Here is a 19,437-nt window from a genome sequence, read left to right as displayed (position 1 = left end):
CGTCAGGTCAGTGCGACCTGTTTGAGAATCTCGGACACCACCCGGTCGGGGGTAACGCCCTCGCCCTGCGCCTCGAACGTCAGGCCAAGACGGTGACGCAGCACGTCCGGCGCGATGGCGCGGATATCCTCGGGGTCGACATAATCGCGGCCCGCGAGCCACGCATGGGTGCGACCGCATTTGTCGAGGGCAAGCGAAGCGCGGGGCGAGGCGCCGATCTCGATCCAGCGCGGCAGATCATCGCCGAACTCGGACGGGATACGCGTCGCGTTCACCAGATCGGCCATGTAGCGTTCGATGGCATCCGAGACATAGATCGCGCCGATCTCGGCCCGCGCAGCGAAGACAGCTTGCTGCGGGATGGCGACGGGTTTGTCGGCGGGTGCGGCACCCCCGCCCTGCCCTGCCATCGCGGCAATTTCCTCGGCCCGGACAAGGCGGATCACCTCGACCTCGTCCTCGACCGGCGGATAGGTGATGAGCACATGCATGAGAAAACGGTCCATCTGCGCCTCGGGGAGCGGATAGGTGCCCTCTTGCTCGACCGGGTTCTGGGTGGCCATCACCATGAAGAGCGGCTCCATCGGGTGGGTGGTGCCCGCGACCGTCACCTGCCGTTCCTCCATCGCTTCGAGAAGGGCCGCCTGCACCTTGGCGGGCGCGCGGTTGATTTCATCGGCCAGCACGATATTGGCAAAGATCGGCCCCGGCTCGAACCGGAATTCGGATTTGTCACCGGACTGGTAATAAACCTCGGTCCCGGTCACGTCCGAGGGGAGCAAGTCCGGCGTGAACTGGATGCGGCTGAAATCGGCCTCGAGGTTCTTGGCCAGCGCCTTGATCGCGCGGGTCTTGGCAAGGCCAGGTAGCCCCTCGACCAACAGGTTACCATTGGCAAGAAGCCCGATCAACAGCCGTTCGATCACGTCGCGCTGTCCGATGATCGACTGGCCCATGCGGCTGCGCAGGTCGTCGATTTGATCGCGTGCCGTCATCTGGAGCCGGTCCATATCCTTGACCAGTCCTCTGCCATGTCGATCACCGTCCAGCCGCGCTCGGCGGCTTCGTCCAGACCGCGATTCAGAACGCCGATATGGCCCTCGCGGTCATAGGCGAATTCGCGGTCGCCGTCGGTGTGGTGCAGCAGCATCCCGAAACGCGGACCTTCCCCGGCGGTGGTCCATTCGAGCATGGCGAAATCGCCATCCGAATTGCCCGAGGCAAAGATCGGGCGCTTGCCAATATGGCGCATGATGCCGACGGGTTTGCCCTCTTTATCGTCGATAAAGGTGACGCCGCCGTCCTTCATGATGGTGGGTGTGCCGCTTTCGGCGGAGTATGAGGTGTTACCCTCGGTCCCGACCACCTGCCAGGGCGGGATGCCATAGGCCTCATCCGCGAAAGAGCGGATGAAATCGATGCCGCCGCCCGAGACGATATAGGTGGCAAAGCCTTCGTCACGCAGGTAGCGCAGCAGTTCGACCATCGGCTGATAGGTCATCTCGGCATAGGCCATGCCAGTGGTCGGATGCTTGGCAGTGGCGAGCCATTCGGAGGCGGAGGTTTCGAAATCGGCCGGGGTAATCGCGGCGTGGGAGACGTTGATGATCTCGATCAGACCATCGATACCGCCGGCCATCACGCCCTCCATGTCGCCGTCATTGGCGGCCCTGAGCACATCAGAGCTGAGGATACCGGGATCGGCCTGAGCCTTTTCCCGCAGTATCTCGAGCGCGAAGAGCGCCTGGAAATAGAGGGGCTGTTCCGCCCAGAGGGTGCCGTCGTTGTCGAACACGGCGATCCGGTCTTCGGGGGTGACGTAAGTGTCGAGCCCCGGCTTGGTGACGTTATCGACGAATTCGATGATCGCGCTCTTGGTCTCGGTGTCGTTCCAAGAGGGCAGCGGATCAGCATGGGCAGCGCTGCAGGCCATCAAAAGGGCGGCGGCGCAGGCGAGCTTTGGCATAGGTGAGGTTCCTGAAATCTTTGCGGCGTAATGATCGGCACCGGCAAACCAACGCCACAGGAATTTGGATGTCAGCTGAATGCGAGAGGGTCGGCCGTATGCAGGAAAGGAAGGCCGGGATTCCGGCCTTCCTTGTTCGCGAATGCGAGATCAGTTGCTTCCCATGTTCTCGAGGCTTGCGTTCAATGCCTCTTGAATTTGATCAATGGAGAAACTGTCCGGGCGTTGCGATGGCGGATATTCCTCGAAGGTCGCGAAGAATTTCGCAACTTCCTGCGATGCGGGAGCCACGAGATAGGCGTGATCGCTCACCCAGTCCCAGTAGGTGTTCGAGGTAATATCTGCGCGTTCGTAGGGATCGGCGCGAAGGTCGAACAGTTTCGGCACGCGGAGTTCTGTGAAGGGTTCGGCCCAGACCGCCATTGTCCCCTGTCTACGCTGCTCCTTGAAGACGACCTTCCAGTTCTCGTAACGCAGACCAACAATTTCCCCGTCATCGTTGATGTAGAAGAACTCGGTACGCGCACCGTCGTCGGTTTCGCCGGTCAGGTAGGGCAGCTGATTGTAACCATCGAGGTAGTTCTTGTATTCCTTACCGTTGATGGTCGTGCCTTCAAGCAGGCGCTCCTTGATGTCCGTGTCGCCCACGGCTGCCATGATCGTCGGGAACCAGTCGAGGCCAGAGAACATTTCGGTGAAAACCGATCCGGGTTCGATGTGGCCGGGCCAGCGGATCAATGCGGGAACACGATAAGCGCCTTCCCAGTTCGTGTTCTTTTCGGAACGGAACGGCGTGGTGCCGGCATCTGGCCAGGTGTTCTGGTGCGGCCCGTTATCGGTGGTATAGATCACGAGAGTATTGTCGGCGACGCCCAATTCTTCCAGCGCGTCCAGTACCGTCCCGATGACGCCGTCATGTTCGACCATGCCGTCGGCATATTCAGTCGGTGCGGTCAGCCCCGGCTCGCTTCGGTTTTCGTCACTGACGTGGGTTTTGTAGTGCATCCGCGTGGTGTTGTACCATGTAAAGAACGGCGTACCCGACTCGACCGCGCGTGTCATGAAGTCGATGGCACCTGCGGCTGTTTCTTCATCAACCGTTTCCATCCGCTTTCTGGTCAGTGGACCGGTATCCTGAATTTCGCCATCCGCAAAAGAATGCAGCACGCCGCGAGGGCCGAATTGCTCGCGAAACTCCGGGTCTCTCGGGTAGTTGAACTGTTCCGGTTCCTCTTCGGCGTTGAGATGGTAGAGGTTGCCGAAGAACTCATCGAAACCATGTTCGGTGGGCAGATGTTCATCACGGTCGCCAAGGTGATTTTTGCCGAATTGTCCGGTGGCATAGCCTTGGTCCTTGAGCGCGGAAGCAAGTGTAACGTCGACCGGCTGCATACCTGCTCTGGCCCCCGGCAGACCGACTTTGGACAGGCCGGTGCGCAGTGTCGACTGACCGGTAAGAAACGTCGAACGCCCGGCCGTACAGCTTTGCTCGGCATAGTAATCGGTGAATTTACCGCCCTCTTCCGCGATCCGGTCGATATTGGGTGTGCGGTAGCCCATGAGACCGAAACTGAAGGTGGACAGGTTCGTCTGACCGATATCGTCCCCGAAGATGACGAGGATATTCGGTTTGTCTGCGTCGGCGCTCTCCTGCGCCATGGCCGTGCTGACGGCCAACACGGCAGCGAGTACGACAAGTGGTTTCAAGAAGGTCACTTTGGGACTCCCCCTAAATTAAATGCAAATTGGTCGTCGAGCCTTTGAATTCGGAAATACGAGTTCTTATTGCCCCTTGTCGGGGTACTGCTGGTCGGCCTGCCTAATTCACGGGTTGTCGCCTGTGGCGCTCCTTGGTTCCGAAATCACACTGATAACAAGAATCAATCACTGGTCACTCTACCTAAGAGGTTGCACCGTCTGAGCTTCTCCGATCAACTAAAAATTAGTTTTTTTGTGACTCACGCACGTTTTAGCTGAGTTGATCGGGCTTATCGGGTATTGTTCATCGCCCGTGTGAAACCTGTGTGACAGTGGCGTGGACATCATTCCCCTCTCGTCAGATTGTGAGCGGGATCCGGGTTCCTTCCGCACGACCGCGTATCAGCGTTCTCCGTCCTCACCCTGCTTGATTTGCACCGGCAAATGCCTCCCCATGCGGTCAAAGGCCCGGGCGGTCAGATGCCGGGGGCGATGTACCGACCGAAGCGCTGATGACCCATGTGGTCTGCGACCTGTCCCATGACATGGCGGCCTGCGCCGACGTCACCAACCGGTTCGGCATTCCCTGCGTCCGCCTGCCCCTGAGCGGTGATGACCCGCAAAGGTACGATCCGCGGAAGGTCTGCGAGATGCTTGTCTCGACCGGATAGCTTCGGCCCGGAAAAATCGCAAAGCGACATTTGCATGGGCGTATAGGCTTTAACTTTATGTCACTTAGGGGAAATATGCGGTGAAAGAGGCGTTTGACCGCCCGCAGGTGGTGTTTGAGGCGACATCTGTTATAGGGGTCGCTTGGCGATCCGACGGCACGAGAATGCAGAAAGGCTTGGGTTATATTGCTCGCAACACTCGGACATCTTCGGCCAGCGCTTGTATCCACGGCGCTTTCCAAGAAGCTTGTCGGCGCAAAGATCGGCGATGCGCGGCTTGTCCGCGAAGGGGAAGACGATCAGGAAGCGTTTACGCTGATCGATAGCTTTGACAACCAGATCGGCGCGGCGGATATGGCGCTGATCGCGACAGAAAACGATCTTGTACTGATTGCTCCGGATACCGCCGTTGCAAGACAGGACTTTGCCGCGCCCGATTTCGTCGACCACATGCCGGAGGGTCCCGTCACGGCCAAGCTGGGCAAGATCGTCGATCCGCTGCGGCGTTTGCTGGTGAGGGCGGAGGGAACGGTTTCCTGCCAGATGTTGACTATGGTCGATGACCTCGACAAGACCGTCGCACGCTGCCGGGTGCACAGCTTTGCGCCCGAGAGTGGCACCGCTGCCTGCATGATCGAATTCATGCCGCTGCGCGGATATGACGAGGAAATGGAACAGGTTACCGCCTATGTCGCGTCGCTGAGCGAGCCGCTGGGCACGGTGGGCGATATTGCCCGCGCGCTTCGTGGGCCGGGGGCGGATTACACCAGCAAGCCGGTGATCGCGATGACGCCGGACCAGACATCGTTTCAGGCGGCGACCGATATCATCCGGGCGCAGATTGCCGTGGCGCGGGCGAATGAACCCGGTGTCATCGAGGATATCGACAGCGAATTCCTGCATGACTACCGCGTCGCGTTGCGCCGGACCCGGTCGGTGATTTCGCTGTTCAAAGGCGTCTTCACCGAAGATCAGACACAACAGTTCAAGGACAGGTTCGGCAGCCTGATGGCCCGGACCGGACAGCTGCGCGATCTTGACGTGCATTTGCTTGACCGGCAGGCCTATCTGGAGTTGGTGCCGCCTGCCCTGCAACCCGGCATCGACAAGCTGTTCGACAGTCTTGCGGCGGATCGCGGGGCGGCCCATGCCAAGCTTGCGCGGTTTTTTAACGGTCAGGCCTATCTGCGCGAGATGGACAAGCTTGAAAAACTCTTTGCCGCGCCGAAGCGGATTGCCAGGGGCCCCGAGGCTGAACGCCCGGCGCTGGCATTTGCACAAGCGCTGATCTGGAAACGATACGTAAAGGTCTGCAAGATCGCCGGTTCGATCGACGACGCGACGCCCGATCAACAGGTTCACCACCTGCGAATTCACTGCAAGAAACTGCGCTACCTGATCGAATTCTTCGCGCCGCTGTTCGGCAAGGAGGACACCAAGGTCATGCTCAAGTCGCTGAAAAAACTTCAGGATAACCTTGGGGCGTTCAATGACTACTCCGTGCAGCAGGAGGCGCTGGCCGGGATGCTGGACGGGCTGAGCGACGGGAACTCCAAGGATGCCATCGAAATCGCCACGAGCATTGGCGCGCTTGTGACCGTGCTTCACCAGAAACAGATAGAGGAACGGGCCAGGGTCGTCGCCAGTTTCGCCGCCTTTAACTCCGACAAGACCCGCGCCCGGTTCAGTAAAAGCTTTAAGCCCGGAAAGACAGCAGCATGAAGATCATCGCGAGCTATTCGAACAAGGGCGGGGTCGGGAAAACCGCGAGCGCGGTCAACATCGCCTATTGTCTGGCCAAGGAAGGTCACCGGGTGCTGCTGTGCGATCTCGATCCGCAGGGGGCGTCGAGCTTTTACTTTCGCGTCAAACCGTCGAAAAAACTGAAGGGCGACCGGTTCTTTACCGATGTGAAACGGTTCACCGATGCGATCCGGGGCAGCGATTTCGACAATCTTGACATTTTGCCCGCGAATACCGAGTTCCGCGATTTCGACGTGTTTCTCGCGCGGATGAAACGCAGCCAGTCGCGGCTGAAAAAGGCGTTGAAGAGCGTGGGGAACGATTATGACTTTATCGTGCTGGACTGCCCGCCGAATATCTCGACCCTGTCCGAAAACGTGTTCAAGGCGTCGGATGCGATAGTTGTGCCGGTGATCCCGACGACGCTGTCAGAGCGGACGTTCGAGCAGTTGGTCGAGTTCTTCAAAGAGCACAAGCTGGAGCGCAAGAAGATACTCGCCTTCTTTTCGATGGCGCAGGCGACGAAGAAATTGCATGGCGAAACCATGCGGCGGATGCGCAAACAACATGCCAAGCGGTTTCTGGACGTGACTATTCCCTTCTCGACTGACGTGGAGAAGATGGGCATACACCGCGCGCCTGTTGGCAGTTTCTCGGCCTCGCACGAGGCGGCGTCGGCCTATCGGAAACTTAGCAAGGAAGTGGCGAAGAAAGCGTGATGGCGACAGGAACCGAAATCGAGCGCAAGTTTCTGGTGGCAGAGATGCCCGATCTGGCGGCCGCAAAGGCGGTCGAGATCAGGCAGGGCTATGTCACCCGGCCCGAGGATTCCATCGAGGTGCGCCTGCGCCAGAAGGGCGAGAACTATTTTCTGACGATCAAGTCCGGGTCGGGCATGGTGCGTGGCGAGCACGAGTCCGAGATCTCGCAGGCCGCGTTCGAGACGCTTTGGCCCGCGGCATCGGCCACCGTGGACAAGGTGCGATGGACCGGATCGCTGGACGATGGTTCTGTCTTTGAACTGGATGTGTTTTCCGGCGATCTTGCGCCCTTGGTGGTGGTTGAAGTCGAGTTCGACAGTGTCGAGGCGGCGCATCTATTTGTTCCGCCTGCGTGGTTCGGCCCCGACGTGAGCGGCGACAAGGCCTATAGCAACAAGGTCATGGCCTTTCGCGATCGCCCGGTATGATAGATAGGCGTGGCCCGACGGGCGTTAGAGTTCCATTACGATCCGGCCGTCGATGGCGCCTTTCTTCATCCGGTCAAAGATGCTGTTCACATCGTCCAGAGACTCGGTCGAGTAATGCGCCGCGACCTTGCCTTCGGCGGCGAATTGCAGCGCCTCGGCCAGATCATTGCGGGTACCGACGATGGAACCCCGGATTGTCTTGGCGTTCAGAACCGTGTCGAAGATTTCCAGCGGAAAGCTTTCGGGCGGCAGGCCCACAAGGCTCATCGTGCCGCCGCGCGCCAGCATGCCGACACCCTGTTCAAAGGACTTGCCCGCCACGGCCGTGACCAGCACGCCCTCGGCCCCGCCGCCGGCCTGCACCTCGGCGACCGGATCGGTTTCGAGCGCGTTGATGGTCTGGTCGGCCCCGAGGCTTTTCGCCAGATCCAGCTTGTCCTTGGCGATATCCACCGCGATTACATGCAGGCCCATCGCCTTGGCATATTGCACCGCCATATGGCCAAGACCGCCAATGCCCGAGATCACCACGGTCTGGCCGGGCCGGGTGTCGGTTTCCTTCAGCCCCTTGTAGACGGTGACCCCGGCGCAGAGCACCGGTGCGGCGGGGGCAAATTCCACCGCGTCCGGCAGGTGACCGACATAGTTCGGATCGGCAAGCACGTATTCCGCGAAACCGCCATTCACGCTATAGCCGGTATTCTGCTGTTCGGTGCACAGCGTTTCCCATCCGCCCATGCAGTGACGGCAGTGGCCGCAGGCAGTGTAGAGCCACGGGATACCGACGCGATCGCCTTCCTTGACGCCTTTGACGTTGCGCCCGACTTCGGCAACGGTGCCGACACCTTCATGGCCGGGGATGAAGGGCGGGTTTGGCTTGACCGGCCAGTCGCCCTGCGCCGCGTGCAGATCGGTATGGCAAACGCCGCTTGCTGCGACCTTGACGATGATCCCGGAGTCGGTGAGCGACGGGCGTTCGACCTCGCATATATCAAGCGGCTTTCCGAATTCCCGAACGACGGCTGCTTTCATCATGGGTCTCTCCTTTTCGTCTCGGACATCGGGGGCATGGCTGCGTCCCCGCCGACAGGGTAAGCGAGAATCACGAAAACCATGCGAAACGGATTGGCGGCGTCCGTTTGCGGGCAAAATTTTGCTGCACGGGCGGGCACGATTGCCTGAATATATGTCCCTTTGGGAAGGGGCGGGGCTTCGACGACCAGGGGATTTCGCCAGGCACCTGCAATCTGCGTTTGACCGGCGAATGGGGGTTTACGACTCTGCCGATCGCTGCTGTCTTGACGCCGAGAAAAGCCATCTGGCCGCCCTATCGCCTTGGAGCATCGACATGACCGACGCATCGCTCGACAGGCCCAGGGGCCGGAATAAGGGCGACTGGCCGACGCTGGCCGAGGCGACGCGTGTTTGGGCGCGGGTGGCGATCCTGTCCTTTGGCGGACCCGCCGGGCAAATCGCGGTGATGCACCGGATCACCGTGGAAGAGAAACGCTGGATCGGGGACGATCGGTTCCTGCATGCGCTGAACTTTTGCATGTTGCTGCCCGGGCCCGAGGCGCAGCAGCTTGCCACCTATATCGGCTGGCTCATGCATGGAACGCGCGGCGCGATCATCGCGGGCGGGCTGTTCATTTTGCCCGGCTTGCTGTCGATCATGGCGCTGAGCTGGATCTACGTGATCTTTGGCGAGGTCGACCTTGTTTCGGGCCTGTTCTTCGGGCTCAAGGCGGCAGTACTTGCCATTGTTCTGCAAGCGCTGGTCCGGATTGCCGGAAAAGCGCTGAAGAACAACGCGATGCGGGCCATCGCGCTGGGGTCGTTCCTTGCGATCTTTGCGTTTCAGGTGCCGTTTCCGCTGATCATCGCGGCGGCGGCTCTGATCGGGTACGCGGGCGCGCGGGGCGGGCTGGCGGATTTTGCGCCCGGTGGCGGACACGGCGCGCAGGGCGGCGCCCATGTCGCTGAGGCCGAGACTCTGCTTGGTGATGAAACCATCGAGATGCCGGTGACGGCGCGGCGCAATGCGCTGATAGCGGGGATGGCCGCCCTCGCCCTCTGGCTGGTGCCGGTCGGGTTGTTTTTTGTCACGTTGGGGCCGGAAAATGTATTCACCGACATAGCGCTTTTCTTCTCCAAGATGGCCGTTGTCACCTTTGGCGGGGCCTATGCGGTGCTGGCCTATGTGGCGCAGGAAGCAGTTGGCACCTATGGCTGGCTGACGGCGGGGCAGATGCTGGACGGGCTTGGCATGGCTGAAACGACGCCGGGGCCGCTGATCATGGTGTTGCAATTCGTCGGTTTCCTTGGCGCGTGGAGCGCGGAAGGCACGCTGTGGGCGGCGACGTTGGGCGCGCTGCTCGCGACCTATGTGACCTTTGCGCCCTGTTTCGCATGGATCCTGCTGGGCGCGCCATGGATGGAGCGCCTGCGCCGCAACCGGGCGCTTGCCGCCGCGCTGACAGCGGTGACGGCGGCGGTGGTCGGGGTGATCCTGAACCTTGCGATCTGGTTCGCCATCCACGTGATCTTTGACGCGGTCGCTGTCTGGCGCGCCGGGCCGCTGGCGGTCGAGCTTCCCCGGCTGGCTTCGGTCGATTGGGCAGCGGCGCTCTTGACGGCGCTGGCGGTGATTGCAGTGTTCCGGCTCAAGCTCGGGATGATGACGGTGCTTGCAGGGGCCGCGATCGCCGGGGCGGCCCTGACCATGCTGGGCTGATCGGGCAAAGCTCAGAAATGCTTTGCCCATCTGGGGTGGCGGTCATCGATCACCAGCGGATGACTGTGGCGTCTTTCGCCGTTGAGATGCGGATCGTCCGGCGCGAGGTTGTCATGGATGTGCTCGACCTCTGCCGCTTCGCCAGCGGGCCAGAGGCGCAGGGCGGCAATAATGCCGATGAGACCAGCCCCTGCCAGTACGATAAGCGCCGGGATGGCACCGAAACCTGTCATCAGCCAGCCTGACAACGGATAACACACCAGCCAGCAGGCATGGGACAGGGCGAACTGCGCCGCGAATATGGCGGGCCGGTCCTCGGGATGGGCCGAGCGCCGCAGCAGCCGCCCGGAGGGTGTCAGGACGGCGGAAAAACCGACCCCGGTCAGGAACCAGGCGCACAGCAGCATACCCCAGTTCAAGCCGGTCAGGGCGATGCCACAGACAAGGCAGACCAATGTCGCCACCGTCAGCCCTGCCCCCGTCAGCATGACCGGTCGATCCGGCAGCCGGTCAAGCAGACGAGGCAAGAGCAGCGCCGCGCTCATCGAACCGGCCCCGAAGGCGAACATCGTCCAGCCGAGCGCACTATCGGAGAGGCCCAGCGTCCCGCGCACGAGAACGACGGAATTCACCAGCACCATGGCGCCTGACGCCGCGACCGAGACGTTGAGCGCGAGAAGACCGCGCAGCCGGGGCGTGGCAAGGTAGATGCGGATGCCCCGGGTGGTGCGATCATAGATCCCGCGCGTGGCGGGTGCGGCAGGGCTTGGCAGCATTACCGAAACCACCAGAAGGGCCGAGCCAATGAACCCGGCGACCGTGCCGAGGAAAAGCGTGTTGTAGCCCATCACTGTCAACAGCAGGGCAGCGAGCGTCGGGCTGACGATGTTTTCAAGGTCATAGGCAAGGCGCGAGAAGGACAGCGCGCGGGTGTAGCGATCTTCCTCGGGCAACACATCGGGGATGGTCGCCTGAAAGGTCGGTGTAAACCCCGCCGAGGCCGATTGCAGCAGGAAGATCAGCACGTAGACCTGCCAGACCTCGGTCACGAAGGGCAGCGCCAGCGCACATAGAGCCCGGACGAGATCGAGCGCCACCAGCAGCACCCGCCTGTTCACGCGATCCGCAAAGGCGCCAGCGACCGGGGCCACGCCGACGTAGGCCACCATCTTGATCGTGAAAACCGTGCCCAGCACTATCGCAGCTTCGTCCCCGGCCAGATCATAAGCCAGCAGCCCGAGCGCCACGGTCGCAAGGCCGGTGCCCAGAAGCGCAACGACCTGCGCCAGAAAGAGGTGGCGATAGGTGCGGTCGGCGAGAACGTTCAACATCGCGGCCTCGATCGGGAAATGATTATGGGTAGCTCGATCATAACAATGAAAGCGCCGGCAGCATCAGATCTTTGGCTGGCAGCAACCGTTTGTACGAACGGCTGCTGCGGTTGTTTGCATTGTTGCCTCTGTTTGAGGGCGCTGCGGTCAGTGGCAGACGGTGCAGCCACCGGGCGGCGCCCTTCGCTCGCGCGCGTTTTATTGAGCGCCTCGATTATCAAAGTGCGCCTCAGTAGCGACGCCGTCGCCGGGCACAATTCTTCTGCTGGATTTGGCGAACAAAACGCAATCACATCAACCCGAACATTTCGAGTAACCGCAATTGGCGCAGGTGGCACAGCCCTCGATCATGTGCATGTCATACTGACCGCAAGAGGGGCAGGCAGGGCCGCGCGGTTTGGCTGAGTTGCCGGTGGCGGCGTGAGGATCGGCTTTCAGGCCCAGCCCTTCTCCGTCGATGAAACCGATCGCGATCAGGTGCTTTTCAATCACCCCGCCAATGGCGGCAAGGATCGAAGGCACGTATTTGCCCTGGATCCAAGCGCCGCCCCGTGGATCGAAAACGGCTTTCAACTCTTCAACGACAAAGGATACGTCACCGCCGCGACGGAACACCGCCGAGATCATGCGGGTCAGGGCCACCGTCCAGGCGAAATGCTCCATGTTCTTGGAATTGATGAAGACTTCGAAAGGCCGTCGGCGCCCGTCGATCTCGATATCGTTGATCGTGATATAGATCGCATGCTCGCTGTCGGGCCATTTCAGCTTGTAGGTGTTGCCTTCAAGCTCGGGCGGGCGGTTCAGGGGTTCAGCCAGGTAAGAGGTTTCGGGCGCACTTTCGGATACAGCCGGAAACGCCGAGGTCGTAAGGGCCGTATTCCCTGACACCAGCCAGTCGGCCGTGACGTTCAACGCGGTGGCAAGTTTCTTGGCGGCAGAGCGGGACAGCTCCTTGCTGCCGGTCGCGATATTATCGAGGAGAGAGACCGAAAGCCCGGATTTCTCGGACAGAGTCTCGCGATCTTCAAGGCCCGCATCGCTCATCGCACGGGCGATGCGTTTTGCTGCGGTGTCTTCCTCGGCTGGCTGCGTTACCGCCAGCACAGACCCGCTCACCTCGTTTGGCCGATAGGTTGTGCAACCTTTGCAGCCGGTATCCCAGGCCAGCATGTAGACGTCCTTGAACGCCTCGAAGGATATGTCTGCGGGGCAATTGATGGTCTTGGAAATCGAGGAATCCACCCATCGTTGCGCGGCGGCCTGCATGCGAACATGATCCTCGGGCGCGAGGGTCTGCGCGGTCACGAAACTCTCCGGCAATTCGGCTTCGCCGAACCGTTCGCGCCACATCTGCACGGCGTAATCCACCACCTCTTCGGCGCGTCGCGACCCGTCGCGTTGAAGGACCTGCCGTGTATAGGAAAAAGCGAATATCGGCTCGATCCCGGAACTGACGTTTCCGGCATAAAGCGAGATCGTCCCCGTCGGGGCAATCGACGTCAAAAGCGCGTTGCGGATGCCATGTTCGGCGATGGCGGCGCGCACATCCTCATCCATCGCGCGCATGTTGCCCGAGTTCAGGTAGCCATCCGCGTCGAACAGTGGAAAGCTCCCCTTCTCCCTCGCCAGATCCACCGAGGCCAGATACGCGGCGCGGGCGATCCGGTGCATCCAGCGCTCGGTCAGACGCGCCGCCTCCTCTGAGCCATAGCTCACCCCCATCATCGCCAGTGCATCGGCCAGACCGGTGACACCCAGCCCGATGCGCCGCTTGGCGCGGGCTTCCTCGGCCTGTGCGATCAGCGGGAATTTCGAGGCGTCGACCACGTTGTCCATCATCCGGACGGCAGTGGTGACCAGATCGTCCAGCTGCGCATCATCAAGTTCGGCATCGTCGCCAAACGGGCTGGCGATCAGCCGCGCAAGGTTGATCGAGCCAAGCAGGCAGGCGCCGTAAGGCGGCAGGGGCTGCTCGCCACAGGGGTTCGTCGCGGCAATCGTCTCGCAGTAATTGAGGTTATTGGCCGCGTTGATCCGGTCGATAAAGATCACACCCGGCTCGGCGTAATCATAGGTGGATTGCATGATCTGGTTCCAGAGCGCGCGGGCGGGCAAGCGGCTATAGGCACGATCTCCGAATACAAGCTCCCATTCTGCGTTGTCCTTTACCGCCTGCATAAAGGTATCGGTGACCAGCACCGAGAGGTTGAACATGCGCAGGCGCGCCGGGTCTGCCTTGGCCGAGATGAAATCCTGAATATCCGGATGGTCGCAGCGCATCGTCGCCATCATCGCACCGCGCCGCGCCCCGGCGGACATGATCGTCCGGCACATCGCGTCCCAGACATCCATGAAGGTCAGCGGCCCGGAGGCATCGGCAGAGACGCCGGACACGGCCGCGCCCTTGGGGCGGATGGTCGAGAAATCATATCCGATCCCTCCACCCTGCTGCATGGTCAGGGCAGCCTCTTTCAGCATGTCGAAAATACCGTCGATACTGTCGGGGACCGTGCCCATGACGAAACAGTTGAACAACGTGACCTGCCGCCCCGTCCCCGCGCCTGCCACGATCCGACCAGCGGGCAGGAACTTGAAACCGTCGAGCGCATGGTAGAACCGGTCTACCCAGACCTGCGGCTCACTCTCGCGGCTGGCCAGATCCTTGGCGATTCTGCGCCAGGTGTCCTCGACGGTTTCGTCTATGGCCGTTCCGTCCGCCTCTTTCAGGCGGTATTTCATATCCCAGATCTGTTCGGCGATCGGCGTCGTGAATTGCGTCATCTTGATACCGGCCCTCGGGTTGCTGACTTCAGTTCAGGATATATGGCCCGTTCAGGCAAGGACCAATCGGGCGTCCCCGCCGGAACGCCGGGGGCATTTTCGTGCAGCCGCGTGAAGGAAACCTGATCCAAAGACAAAAATCACCCCCCATAATTTGCAGTCATCCTTGATGATGCTACTATATGGACGGTGGAATGGGGACGACTCTGTGGATAAATTTACGCATCTCATCAAACTCTCTGTCGGAACGGAAACTGTCGATGACCTGCTCCGCTGGCAGAAACTGCGCCGCGTTCAGACGTCTGACGGGTTACCGCGACATGTCACCCGCATGTGGCCGAAGCGCGAGGCCGAGATCCTTGAAGGCGGATCAATCTACTGGGTGATCAAGGGACTGATCCAGTGCCGTCAGCGCATTCTTCGGCTTGACGAAGTAAACGGCGGCGACGGAATCCGGCGCTGCGCCATCGTGCTTGAGCCCGAGATTCACCGGACCCAGAGCGTTCAGAAAAGACCGTTTCAGGGCTGGCGTTACCTTGCGCCTGCGGATGCGCCGCCGGACCTGCCCGCAAGCCGCCAGAATGATGAAGCATTGCCTGTCGAGCTTAATCAGGCGCTGGCGGAAATCGGCGTTCTCTGACCCTTTGACTATCTGACCGGAAAAGAAAAACGGCGGCGCATTCATGCGCCGCCGTTTCCGTTTTCGTACCTGACGACGTTTAGTCGATCATCGGCAGCAACTTGTCGAGAGACGCCTTGGCATCGCCGTAGAACATCCGCGTGTTGTCCTTGAAGAACAGGGGGTTCTCGATGCCCGAGTAACCGGTGCCCTGCCCGCGCTTGGACACGAACACCTGCTTGGCCTTCCAGCATTCCAGAACCGGCATCCCCGCGATGGGGGAGTTCGGATCTTCCTGCGCCGCCGGGTTCACGATGTCGTTCGAACCGATCACGATGGCCACATCCGTGTCCGGGAAGTCCTCGTTGATCTCGTCCATTTCCAGCACGATATCGTAGGGGACCTTGGCCTCGGCCAGCAGCACGTTCATGTGGCCGGGCAGACGACCGGCAACAGGGTGGATGGCGAAACGGACGTTCTTGCCCGCCGCGCGCAGTTTCTTGGTCAGGTCGCTGACCGCGTTCTGCGCCTGTGCCACCGCCATGCCGTAGCCGGGGATGATGATGATGCTGTCGGCTTCGTTCAGCGCCGCGGCCACACCGTCGGCCTCAATGGCGACCTGTTCGCCTTCGACTTCCATCGCCGGACCGGCAGAGCCGCCAAAGCCGCCAAGGATCACCGAGACAAACGACCGGTTCATCGCCTTGCACATGATGTAGGACAGGATCGCACCCGAGGAGCCAACCAGCGCACCGACCACGATCAGCAGGTCGTTGCCAAGGCTGAAGCCGATGGCCGCCGCCGCCCAGCCGGAATAGCTGTTCAGCATCGAGACCACGACAGGCATATCCGCGCCGCCGATACCCATGATCAGGTGGTAGCCGATGAACAGCGCCGCCAGCGTCATGATCAGCAGCGGCAGGAAGCCACCCGAAGCCATGTACCAGAACAGGCAGAGCAGCGAGATGATGGCTGCCGCAAGGTTGAGCATATGCCCGCCCGGCAGTTTCGTGGCCGCCGAGCTGACCTTGCCCGCCAGCTTGCCGAAGGCGATGACCGAGCCCGTAAAGGTAATCGCACCGATAAAGACGCCAAGGAACAGTTCAACCCGCAGGATGCTTTGCTCGACGCTGGTCTTATGGGCCAGAACGGCCGCGAACCCTTCGAGCGACAGGCGCTGTTCGGGGGTCATGGCGAGCACGTTGTTCAGTTCGATATGGGCGTTATAGCCGACGAAGACCGCCGCGAGACCAACGAGAGAGTGCATCGCCGCAACAAGCTGCGGCATCTCGGTCATCTGGACCCGCTTGGCCACGATCACGCCGATGACGCCACCGGCCGCGATCAGCAGAACCGACAACAGCCACAGGCCTGAGCCCGGTCCGATTAGCGTGGCGAATACCGCCAGCGCCATACCGGCGATGCCATACCAGACGGCGCGCTTGGCGCTTTCCTGACCGGAAAGGCCGCCAAGGCTCAGGATGAAGAGGACGGCTGCAACGACATATGCCGCCGTGGTAAATCCGAATTCCATAATCCTCTACTCCTTACGATTTCTGGAACATGGCGAGCATGCGCCGGGTCACGAGGAAGCCACCAAAGATGTTGATGCCGGCCATAAAGACCGACAGGGCGGCAAGCAGGATCACAAGGAAAGACCCTGAGCCGATCTGCATCAGGGCACCAAGGATGATGATGGACGAAATCGCGTTGGTCACGGCCATCAGCGGTGTGTGCAACGAATGCGCCACGCCCCAGATCACCTGGAAGCCCACAAAGACGGCCAGAACGAACACGATGAAGTGCTGCATGAAGCTTGCCGGGGCCACGAGGCCGAGCAGAAGCAGAAGTACAGCACCGACGGCGATCAGGGTCACCTGGCTTTTGGTCTGTTTCTTGAACGCTTCGATTTCCTGTTCGCGCTTTTCCGCCGGGGTCAATTGCTTGACCTTTTCCTTGGGCTTTTGCGCAGCAATCGCCTTCACCTTTGGCGGCGGTGGCGGGAAGGTGACTTCTTTCGCGTGGGTGATCGTCGCCCCACGGATCACGTCATCGTCCATGTTGTGATTGACCATGCCGTCCTTTTCGGGCGTCAGGTCTGTCATCATGTGGCGCACGTTGGTGGCGTAGAGCGTCGAGGACTGCGTGGCCATGCGCGACGGGAAGTCGGTGTAACCGATGATGGTGACACCGTTATCCGTGACGATTTTTTCGTCCGGTACGGTCAGCTTGCAGTTGCCGCCACGCTCGGCGGCCAGGTCGACGATGACCGAGCCCGGTTTCATCGCCTTGACCATATCCTCGGTCCAGAGCTCGGGCGCTTCGCGGTTCGGGATCAGCGCCGTGGTGATGACGATGTCCATTTCCGGGGCCAGTTCGCGGAACTTGGCCAGCTGCGCCTCGCGGAATTCCGGAGAAGAAACAGAGGCATAGCCACCAGTTGCGGCGCCATCGGTCTGCTCTTCCTCGAAATCGAGATAGACGAATTCCGCGCCCATAGATTCGACCTGCTCGGCCACTTCGGGGCGCACGTCAAAGGCATAGGTCATCGCACCAAGCGAGGTCGAGGTGCCGATCGCGGCAAGACCGGCAACACCGGCACCGACGATGAGAACCTTGGCCGGGGGCACCTTGCCCGCCGCCGTCACCTGACCGGTAAAGAAGCGGCCAAAGTTGTTGCCTGCCTCGATGACCGCGCGGTAGCCGGCGATATTGGCCATCGAACTCAGCGCGTCCATCTTCTGGGCGCGACTGATCCGTGGCACCATGTCCATCGCGATGACAGAGGCACCGGTGTCGGCGGCCTTTTGCATCAACTCCTCGTTGGAGCCGGGATAAAAGAACGAAATCAGCGTCTTGTTGGAATTGAGACGTTTGATTTCAGTCTCGCTGGGCGGACGCACCTTGGCGATGATGTCCGCCGCCTTGTAAAGAGCGGCCCCGGTCTTGGCGATCTCGACCCCGGCCTCGGCATAGGCCTCGTCGTTGAAACCGGCCCGGGCGCCTGCCCCGGCCTCGATCACGCATTCATATCCGAGTTTCTGCAAGGCGCGCGCGCTGTCCGGCGTCATCGCAACCCTGTTTTCACCGTCGAAAACTTCTTTGGGCGTCCCTATCTTCACCGATTACTCCCTCATCTCTGTGCCGATATAGCCCCGGCATGATAGTTCCGAGATTCACTACCCTGCGTGTCATGGATGCGCAAGCAAAGCCCGTGTTTCGCTCCGCAATTATCGCAAAAAATACCTTTGTTGCGCGCATCTTTTGTTCGTGAACGCTAACATGAAGCCCTAGCTTAGGATCCAACGAAATTTCGTTCCGAATTGACAATTGATACTGAGAAATCTTTCTTTCGGAGGTGATCGTTTTAAGGGCACAAAGGCACGATCAGCCCTGTGACCGGGCGGAAATGGCCACCCCGGGCAGACGGGCACAAGCCGCTGGACAGAACCAAAGGAAGCGGATACGACCGAATTACTTCAAGCATAAAACAACTGCGAGTGTCGGGAACATGACGGATTTTGCGGCGACCAAAGCGCGTTTTCACCTGCCAGAGGGTCTTCTCTACCTTGATGGCAATTCGCTCGGCCCCCTGCCGAAAGCAGCCCCGGAACGCATCGCAGCCATGATGCGCGACGAATGGGGCGACATGCTGATCACCGGCTGGAACAAAGCCGGCTGGATGGCGCAGCCCATGGCCATCGGCGACCGCATCGCACGTCTGATCGGCGCAGAGGCGGGCAGCGTCGCAACCGGCGACACCCTGTCGATCAAGGTTTATCAGGCGCTGGCCTCGGCGCTGGCGATGCGGCCCGAGCGCAAGGTTATCCTGTCCGACAACGGCAACTTTCCCTCGGATCTCTACATCGCCCAAGGTCTGCTCAAGACATTGGGTCCGGCGTACGAGCTGCGCGTCGTGAACCCCGAAGATGTCGAATCCGAGCTCTCGGAGGAGATCGCCGTGATGATGCTGACCGAGGTTGATTACCGGACCGGCCGGTTGCATGACATGAAGGCGCTGACGGAAAAGGCGCATGCGGTCGGTGCTCTGGCCGTCTGGGACCTTGCGCATACGGCAGGCGCCCTGCCCGTCCGGCTGGCGGAAGCAGACGCCGATTTCGCGGTCGGCTGCAGCTACAAGTATCTGAACGGCGGCCCCGGCGCCCCGGCCTTTATCTATGTCTCGCCGAAACATGCGGATCAGGCCCTGCCTGCCCTGTCTGGCTGGCTTGGTCATGACGCGCCTTTCGATTTCGATCTCGATTACCGTGCCGGTGCTGGCGTATCGCGGATGCGCGTGGGAACGCCGCCGGTTATCCAGATGACATCGCTCGAATGCGCGCTCGACATCTGGGACATGGTCGACATGGACGACCTGCGCGCCCGCTCCATCGAACTTAGCGAGCTGTTCATCGCCGAAGTCGAAGCCGCCTGCCCGATGCTTTCGCTTGCCAGCCCGCGCAATCCACAGGAACGCGGCAGCCAGGTTTCGTTCAGGTTCGAGCATGGGTATGCCGCGATGCAGGCGCTGATCGCCAACGGGGTGATCGGCGATTTCCGGGCGCCCGACATCATGCGGTTCGGCATCACGCCGCTTTATCTGGACGAAGACGACATTCGCGGCGCGGCCAAAGTGATCTCGGATGTCATGAACAAGAAACTGTGGGACAAAGATGCCTACAAGACGCGGAACGCGGTAACCTGA

Annotated in this window: 15 protein-coding genes; 7 read left to right on the top strand and 8 right to left on the bottom strand. The window is 60.8% G+C overall.

The genetic code is table 11. The features are described from left to right. Positions 1-2: 2 nt before the first annotated feature. From ACU0FH_RS08050 to ACU0FH_RS08040, 3 genes are all read right to left on the bottom strand, one after another. Positions 3-995 (bottom strand): AAA family ATPase, encoded by a 993-nt coding sequence (locus ACU0FH_RS08050; RefSeq protein WP_446194133.1) that lies wholly within the window; start codon positions 993-995, stop codon positions 3-5. Beyond that, a complete protein-coding gene (locus ACU0FH_RS08045; protein ID WP_446194132.1) occupies positions 992-1,966 on the bottom strand; it encodes an HAD family hydrolase in 975 nt (324 codons plus the stop codon). Before ACU0FH_RS08045 ends, ACU0FH_RS08050 begins: the two co-directional genes overlap by 4 nt. 150 nt (positions 1,967-2,116) lie before the next feature. After that, positions 2,117-3,625, bottom strand: a complete 1,509-nt coding sequence (locus ACU0FH_RS08040) for an arylsulfatase (RefSeq protein ID WP_446194166.1) — start codon at positions 3,623-3,625, stop codon at positions 2,117-2,119. 551 nt (positions 3,626-4,176) lie between these two features. Here ACU0FH_RS08040 and ACU0FH_RS08035 point away from each other — a divergent pair. The 4 genes from ACU0FH_RS08035 to ACU0FH_RS08020 all read left to right on the top strand — a co-directional run bounded on the left by ACU0FH_RS08035 (position 4,177) and on the right by ACU0FH_RS08020 (position 7,267). Continuing rightward, on the top strand, positions 4,177-4,335 hold the full coding sequence (locus ACU0FH_RS08035; RefSeq protein WP_446194131.1) for a hypothetical protein: 159 nt from the start codon (positions 4,177-4,179) through the stop codon (positions 4,333-4,335). 186 nt (positions 4,336-4,521) lie between these two features. Next, on the top strand, positions 4,522-6,057 hold the full coding sequence (locus tag ACU0FH_RS08030) for a CHAD domain-containing protein (protein ID WP_446194130.1): 1,536 nt from the start codon (positions 4,522-4,524) through the stop codon (positions 6,055-6,057). Then, entirely contained in the window at positions 6,054-6,797 is a 744-nt protein-coding gene (locus tag ACU0FH_RS08025; RefSeq protein WP_446194129.1) for a ParA family protein, read from the top strand. Before ACU0FH_RS08030 ends, ACU0FH_RS08025 begins: the two co-directional genes overlap by 4 nt. Continuing rightward, on the top strand, positions 6,797-7,267 hold the full coding sequence (locus ACU0FH_RS08020) for a CYTH domain-containing protein (RefSeq protein WP_446194128.1): 471 nt from the start codon (positions 6,797-6,799) through the stop codon (positions 7,265-7,267). Before ACU0FH_RS08025 ends, ACU0FH_RS08020 begins: the two co-directional genes overlap by 1 nt. Positions 7,268-7,291: 24 nt before the next feature. On the opposite strand, the gene adhP is transcribed toward ACU0FH_RS08020, so the two are convergent. Continuing rightward, positions 7,292-8,302 (bottom strand): alcohol dehydrogenase AdhP, encoded by a 1,011-nt coding sequence (gene adhP / locus ACU0FH_RS08015; RefSeq protein WP_446194127.1) that lies wholly within the window; start codon positions 8,300-8,302, stop codon positions 7,292-7,294. Positions 8,303-8,615: 313 nt separating this feature from the next. Here adhP and chrA point away from each other — a divergent pair, with 313 nt between their 5' ends. Beyond that, a complete protein-coding gene (gene chrA / locus ACU0FH_RS08010) occupies positions 8,616-10,001 on the top strand; it encodes a chromate efflux transporter (RefSeq protein ID WP_446194126.1) in 1,386 nt (461 codons plus the stop codon). 11 nt (positions 10,002-10,012) lie between these two features. Here chrA and ACU0FH_RS08005 read toward each other — a convergent pair whose 3' ends face one another. After that, positions 10,013-11,332, bottom strand: coding sequence for an MFS transporter (locus ACU0FH_RS08005; protein ID WP_446194125.1), 1,320 nt, complete (start codon positions 11,330-11,332; stop codon positions 10,013-10,015). A 294-nt stretch (positions 11,333-11,626) separates the two neighbouring features. Next, the gene (locus tag ACU0FH_RS08000) at positions 11,627-14,113 is read right to left on the bottom strand and encodes an adenosylcobalamin-dependent ribonucleoside-diphosphate reductase (RefSeq protein ID WP_446194124.1); all 2,487 of its coding nucleotides are present in this window, start codon (positions 14,111-14,113) and stop codon (positions 11,627-11,629) included. A 169-nt stretch (positions 14,114-14,282) separates the two neighbouring features. On the opposite strand from ACU0FH_RS08000, the gene ACU0FH_RS07995 reads away from it, so the two are divergent. Continuing rightward, the gene (locus ACU0FH_RS07995; RefSeq protein ID WP_446194123.1) at positions 14,283-14,753 is read left to right on the top strand and encodes a DUF1489 family protein; all 471 of its coding nucleotides are present in this window, start codon (positions 14,283-14,285) and stop codon (positions 14,751-14,753) included. 79 nt (positions 14,754-14,832) lie between these two features. Here the strand turns inward: ACU0FH_RS07995 and ACU0FH_RS07990 are convergent, their stop codons facing one another. Then, positions 14,833-16,266, bottom strand: a complete 1,434-nt coding sequence (locus ACU0FH_RS07990) for an NAD(P)(+) transhydrogenase (Re/Si-specific) subunit beta (RefSeq protein ID WP_238371097.1) — start codon at positions 16,264-16,266, stop codon at positions 14,833-14,835. 13 nt (positions 16,267-16,279) lie between these two features. Further along, positions 16,280-17,854, bottom strand: a complete 1,575-nt coding sequence (locus tag ACU0FH_RS07985) for a Re/Si-specific NAD(P)(+) transhydrogenase subunit alpha (RefSeq protein WP_446194122.1) — start codon at positions 17,852-17,854, stop codon at positions 16,280-16,282. 389 nt (positions 17,855-18,243) lie between these two features. Between ACU0FH_RS07985 and kynU the strand changes: the two genes are divergently transcribed. Continuing rightward, a complete protein-coding gene (gene kynU, locus ACU0FH_RS07980; protein ID WP_446194121.1) occupies positions 18,244-19,437 on the top strand; it encodes a kynureninase in 1,194 nt (397 codons plus the stop codon).

The organism is Heliomarina sp. (assembly GCF_052826185.1).
Note: the sequence above shows the minus strand (reverse complement) of the source record. Positions and strands in the feature narration are given on the sequence as shown.

Excerpts from the sequence above, each read along its gene's own strand:
- chrA (WP_446194126.1), top strand. The coding sequence starts at position 8,616 with ATGACCGACGCATCGCTCGACAGGCCCAGGGGCCGGAATAAGGGCGAC.
- ACU0FH_RS08035 (WP_446194131.1), top strand. The coding sequence starts at position 4,177 with ATGACCCATGTGGTCTGCGACCTGTCCCATGACATGGCGGCCTGCGCC.
- ACU0FH_RS07995 (WP_446194123.1), top strand. The coding sequence starts at position 14,283 with ATGATGCTACTATATGGACGGTGGAATGGGGACGACTCTGTGGATAAA.
- kynU (WP_446194121.1), top strand. The coding sequence starts at position 18,244 with ATGACGGATTTTGCGGCGACCAAAGCGCGTTTTCACCTGCCAGAGGGT.
- ACU0FH_RS08020 (WP_446194128.1), top strand. The coding sequence starts at position 6,797 with ATGGCGACAGGAACCGAAATCGAGCGCAAGTTTCTGGTGGCAGAGATG.
- ACU0FH_RS08000 (WP_446194124.1), bottom strand. The coding sequence starts at position 14,113 with ATGACGCAATTCACGACGCCGATCGCCGAACAGATCTGGGATATGAAA.
- ACU0FH_RS08050 (WP_446194133.1), bottom strand. The coding sequence starts at position 995 with ATGACGGCACGCGATCAAATCGACGACCTGCGCAGCCGCATGGGCCAG.
- adhP (WP_446194127.1), bottom strand. The coding sequence starts at position 8,302 with ATGATGAAAGCAGCCGTCGTTCGGGAATTCGGAAAGCCGCTTGATATA.
- ACU0FH_RS08025 (WP_446194129.1), top strand. The coding sequence starts at position 6,054 with ATGAAGATCATCGCGAGCTATTCGAACAAGGGCGGGGTCGGGAAAACC.
- ACU0FH_RS08005 (WP_446194125.1), bottom strand. The coding sequence starts at position 11,332 with ATGTTGAACGTTCTCGCCGACCGCACCTATCGCCACCTCTTTCTGGCG.
- ACU0FH_RS07990 (WP_238371097.1), bottom strand. The coding sequence starts at position 16,266 with ATGGAATTCGGATTTACCACGGCGGCATATGTCGTTGCAGCCGTCCTC.
- ACU0FH_RS08040 (WP_446194166.1), bottom strand. The coding sequence starts at position 3,625 with ATGGCGCAGGAGAGCGCCGACGCAGACAAACCGAATATCCTCGTCATC.
- ACU0FH_RS08045 (WP_446194132.1), bottom strand. The coding sequence starts at position 1,966 with ATGCCAAAGCTCGCCTGCGCCGCCGCCCTTTTGATGGCCTGCAGCGCT.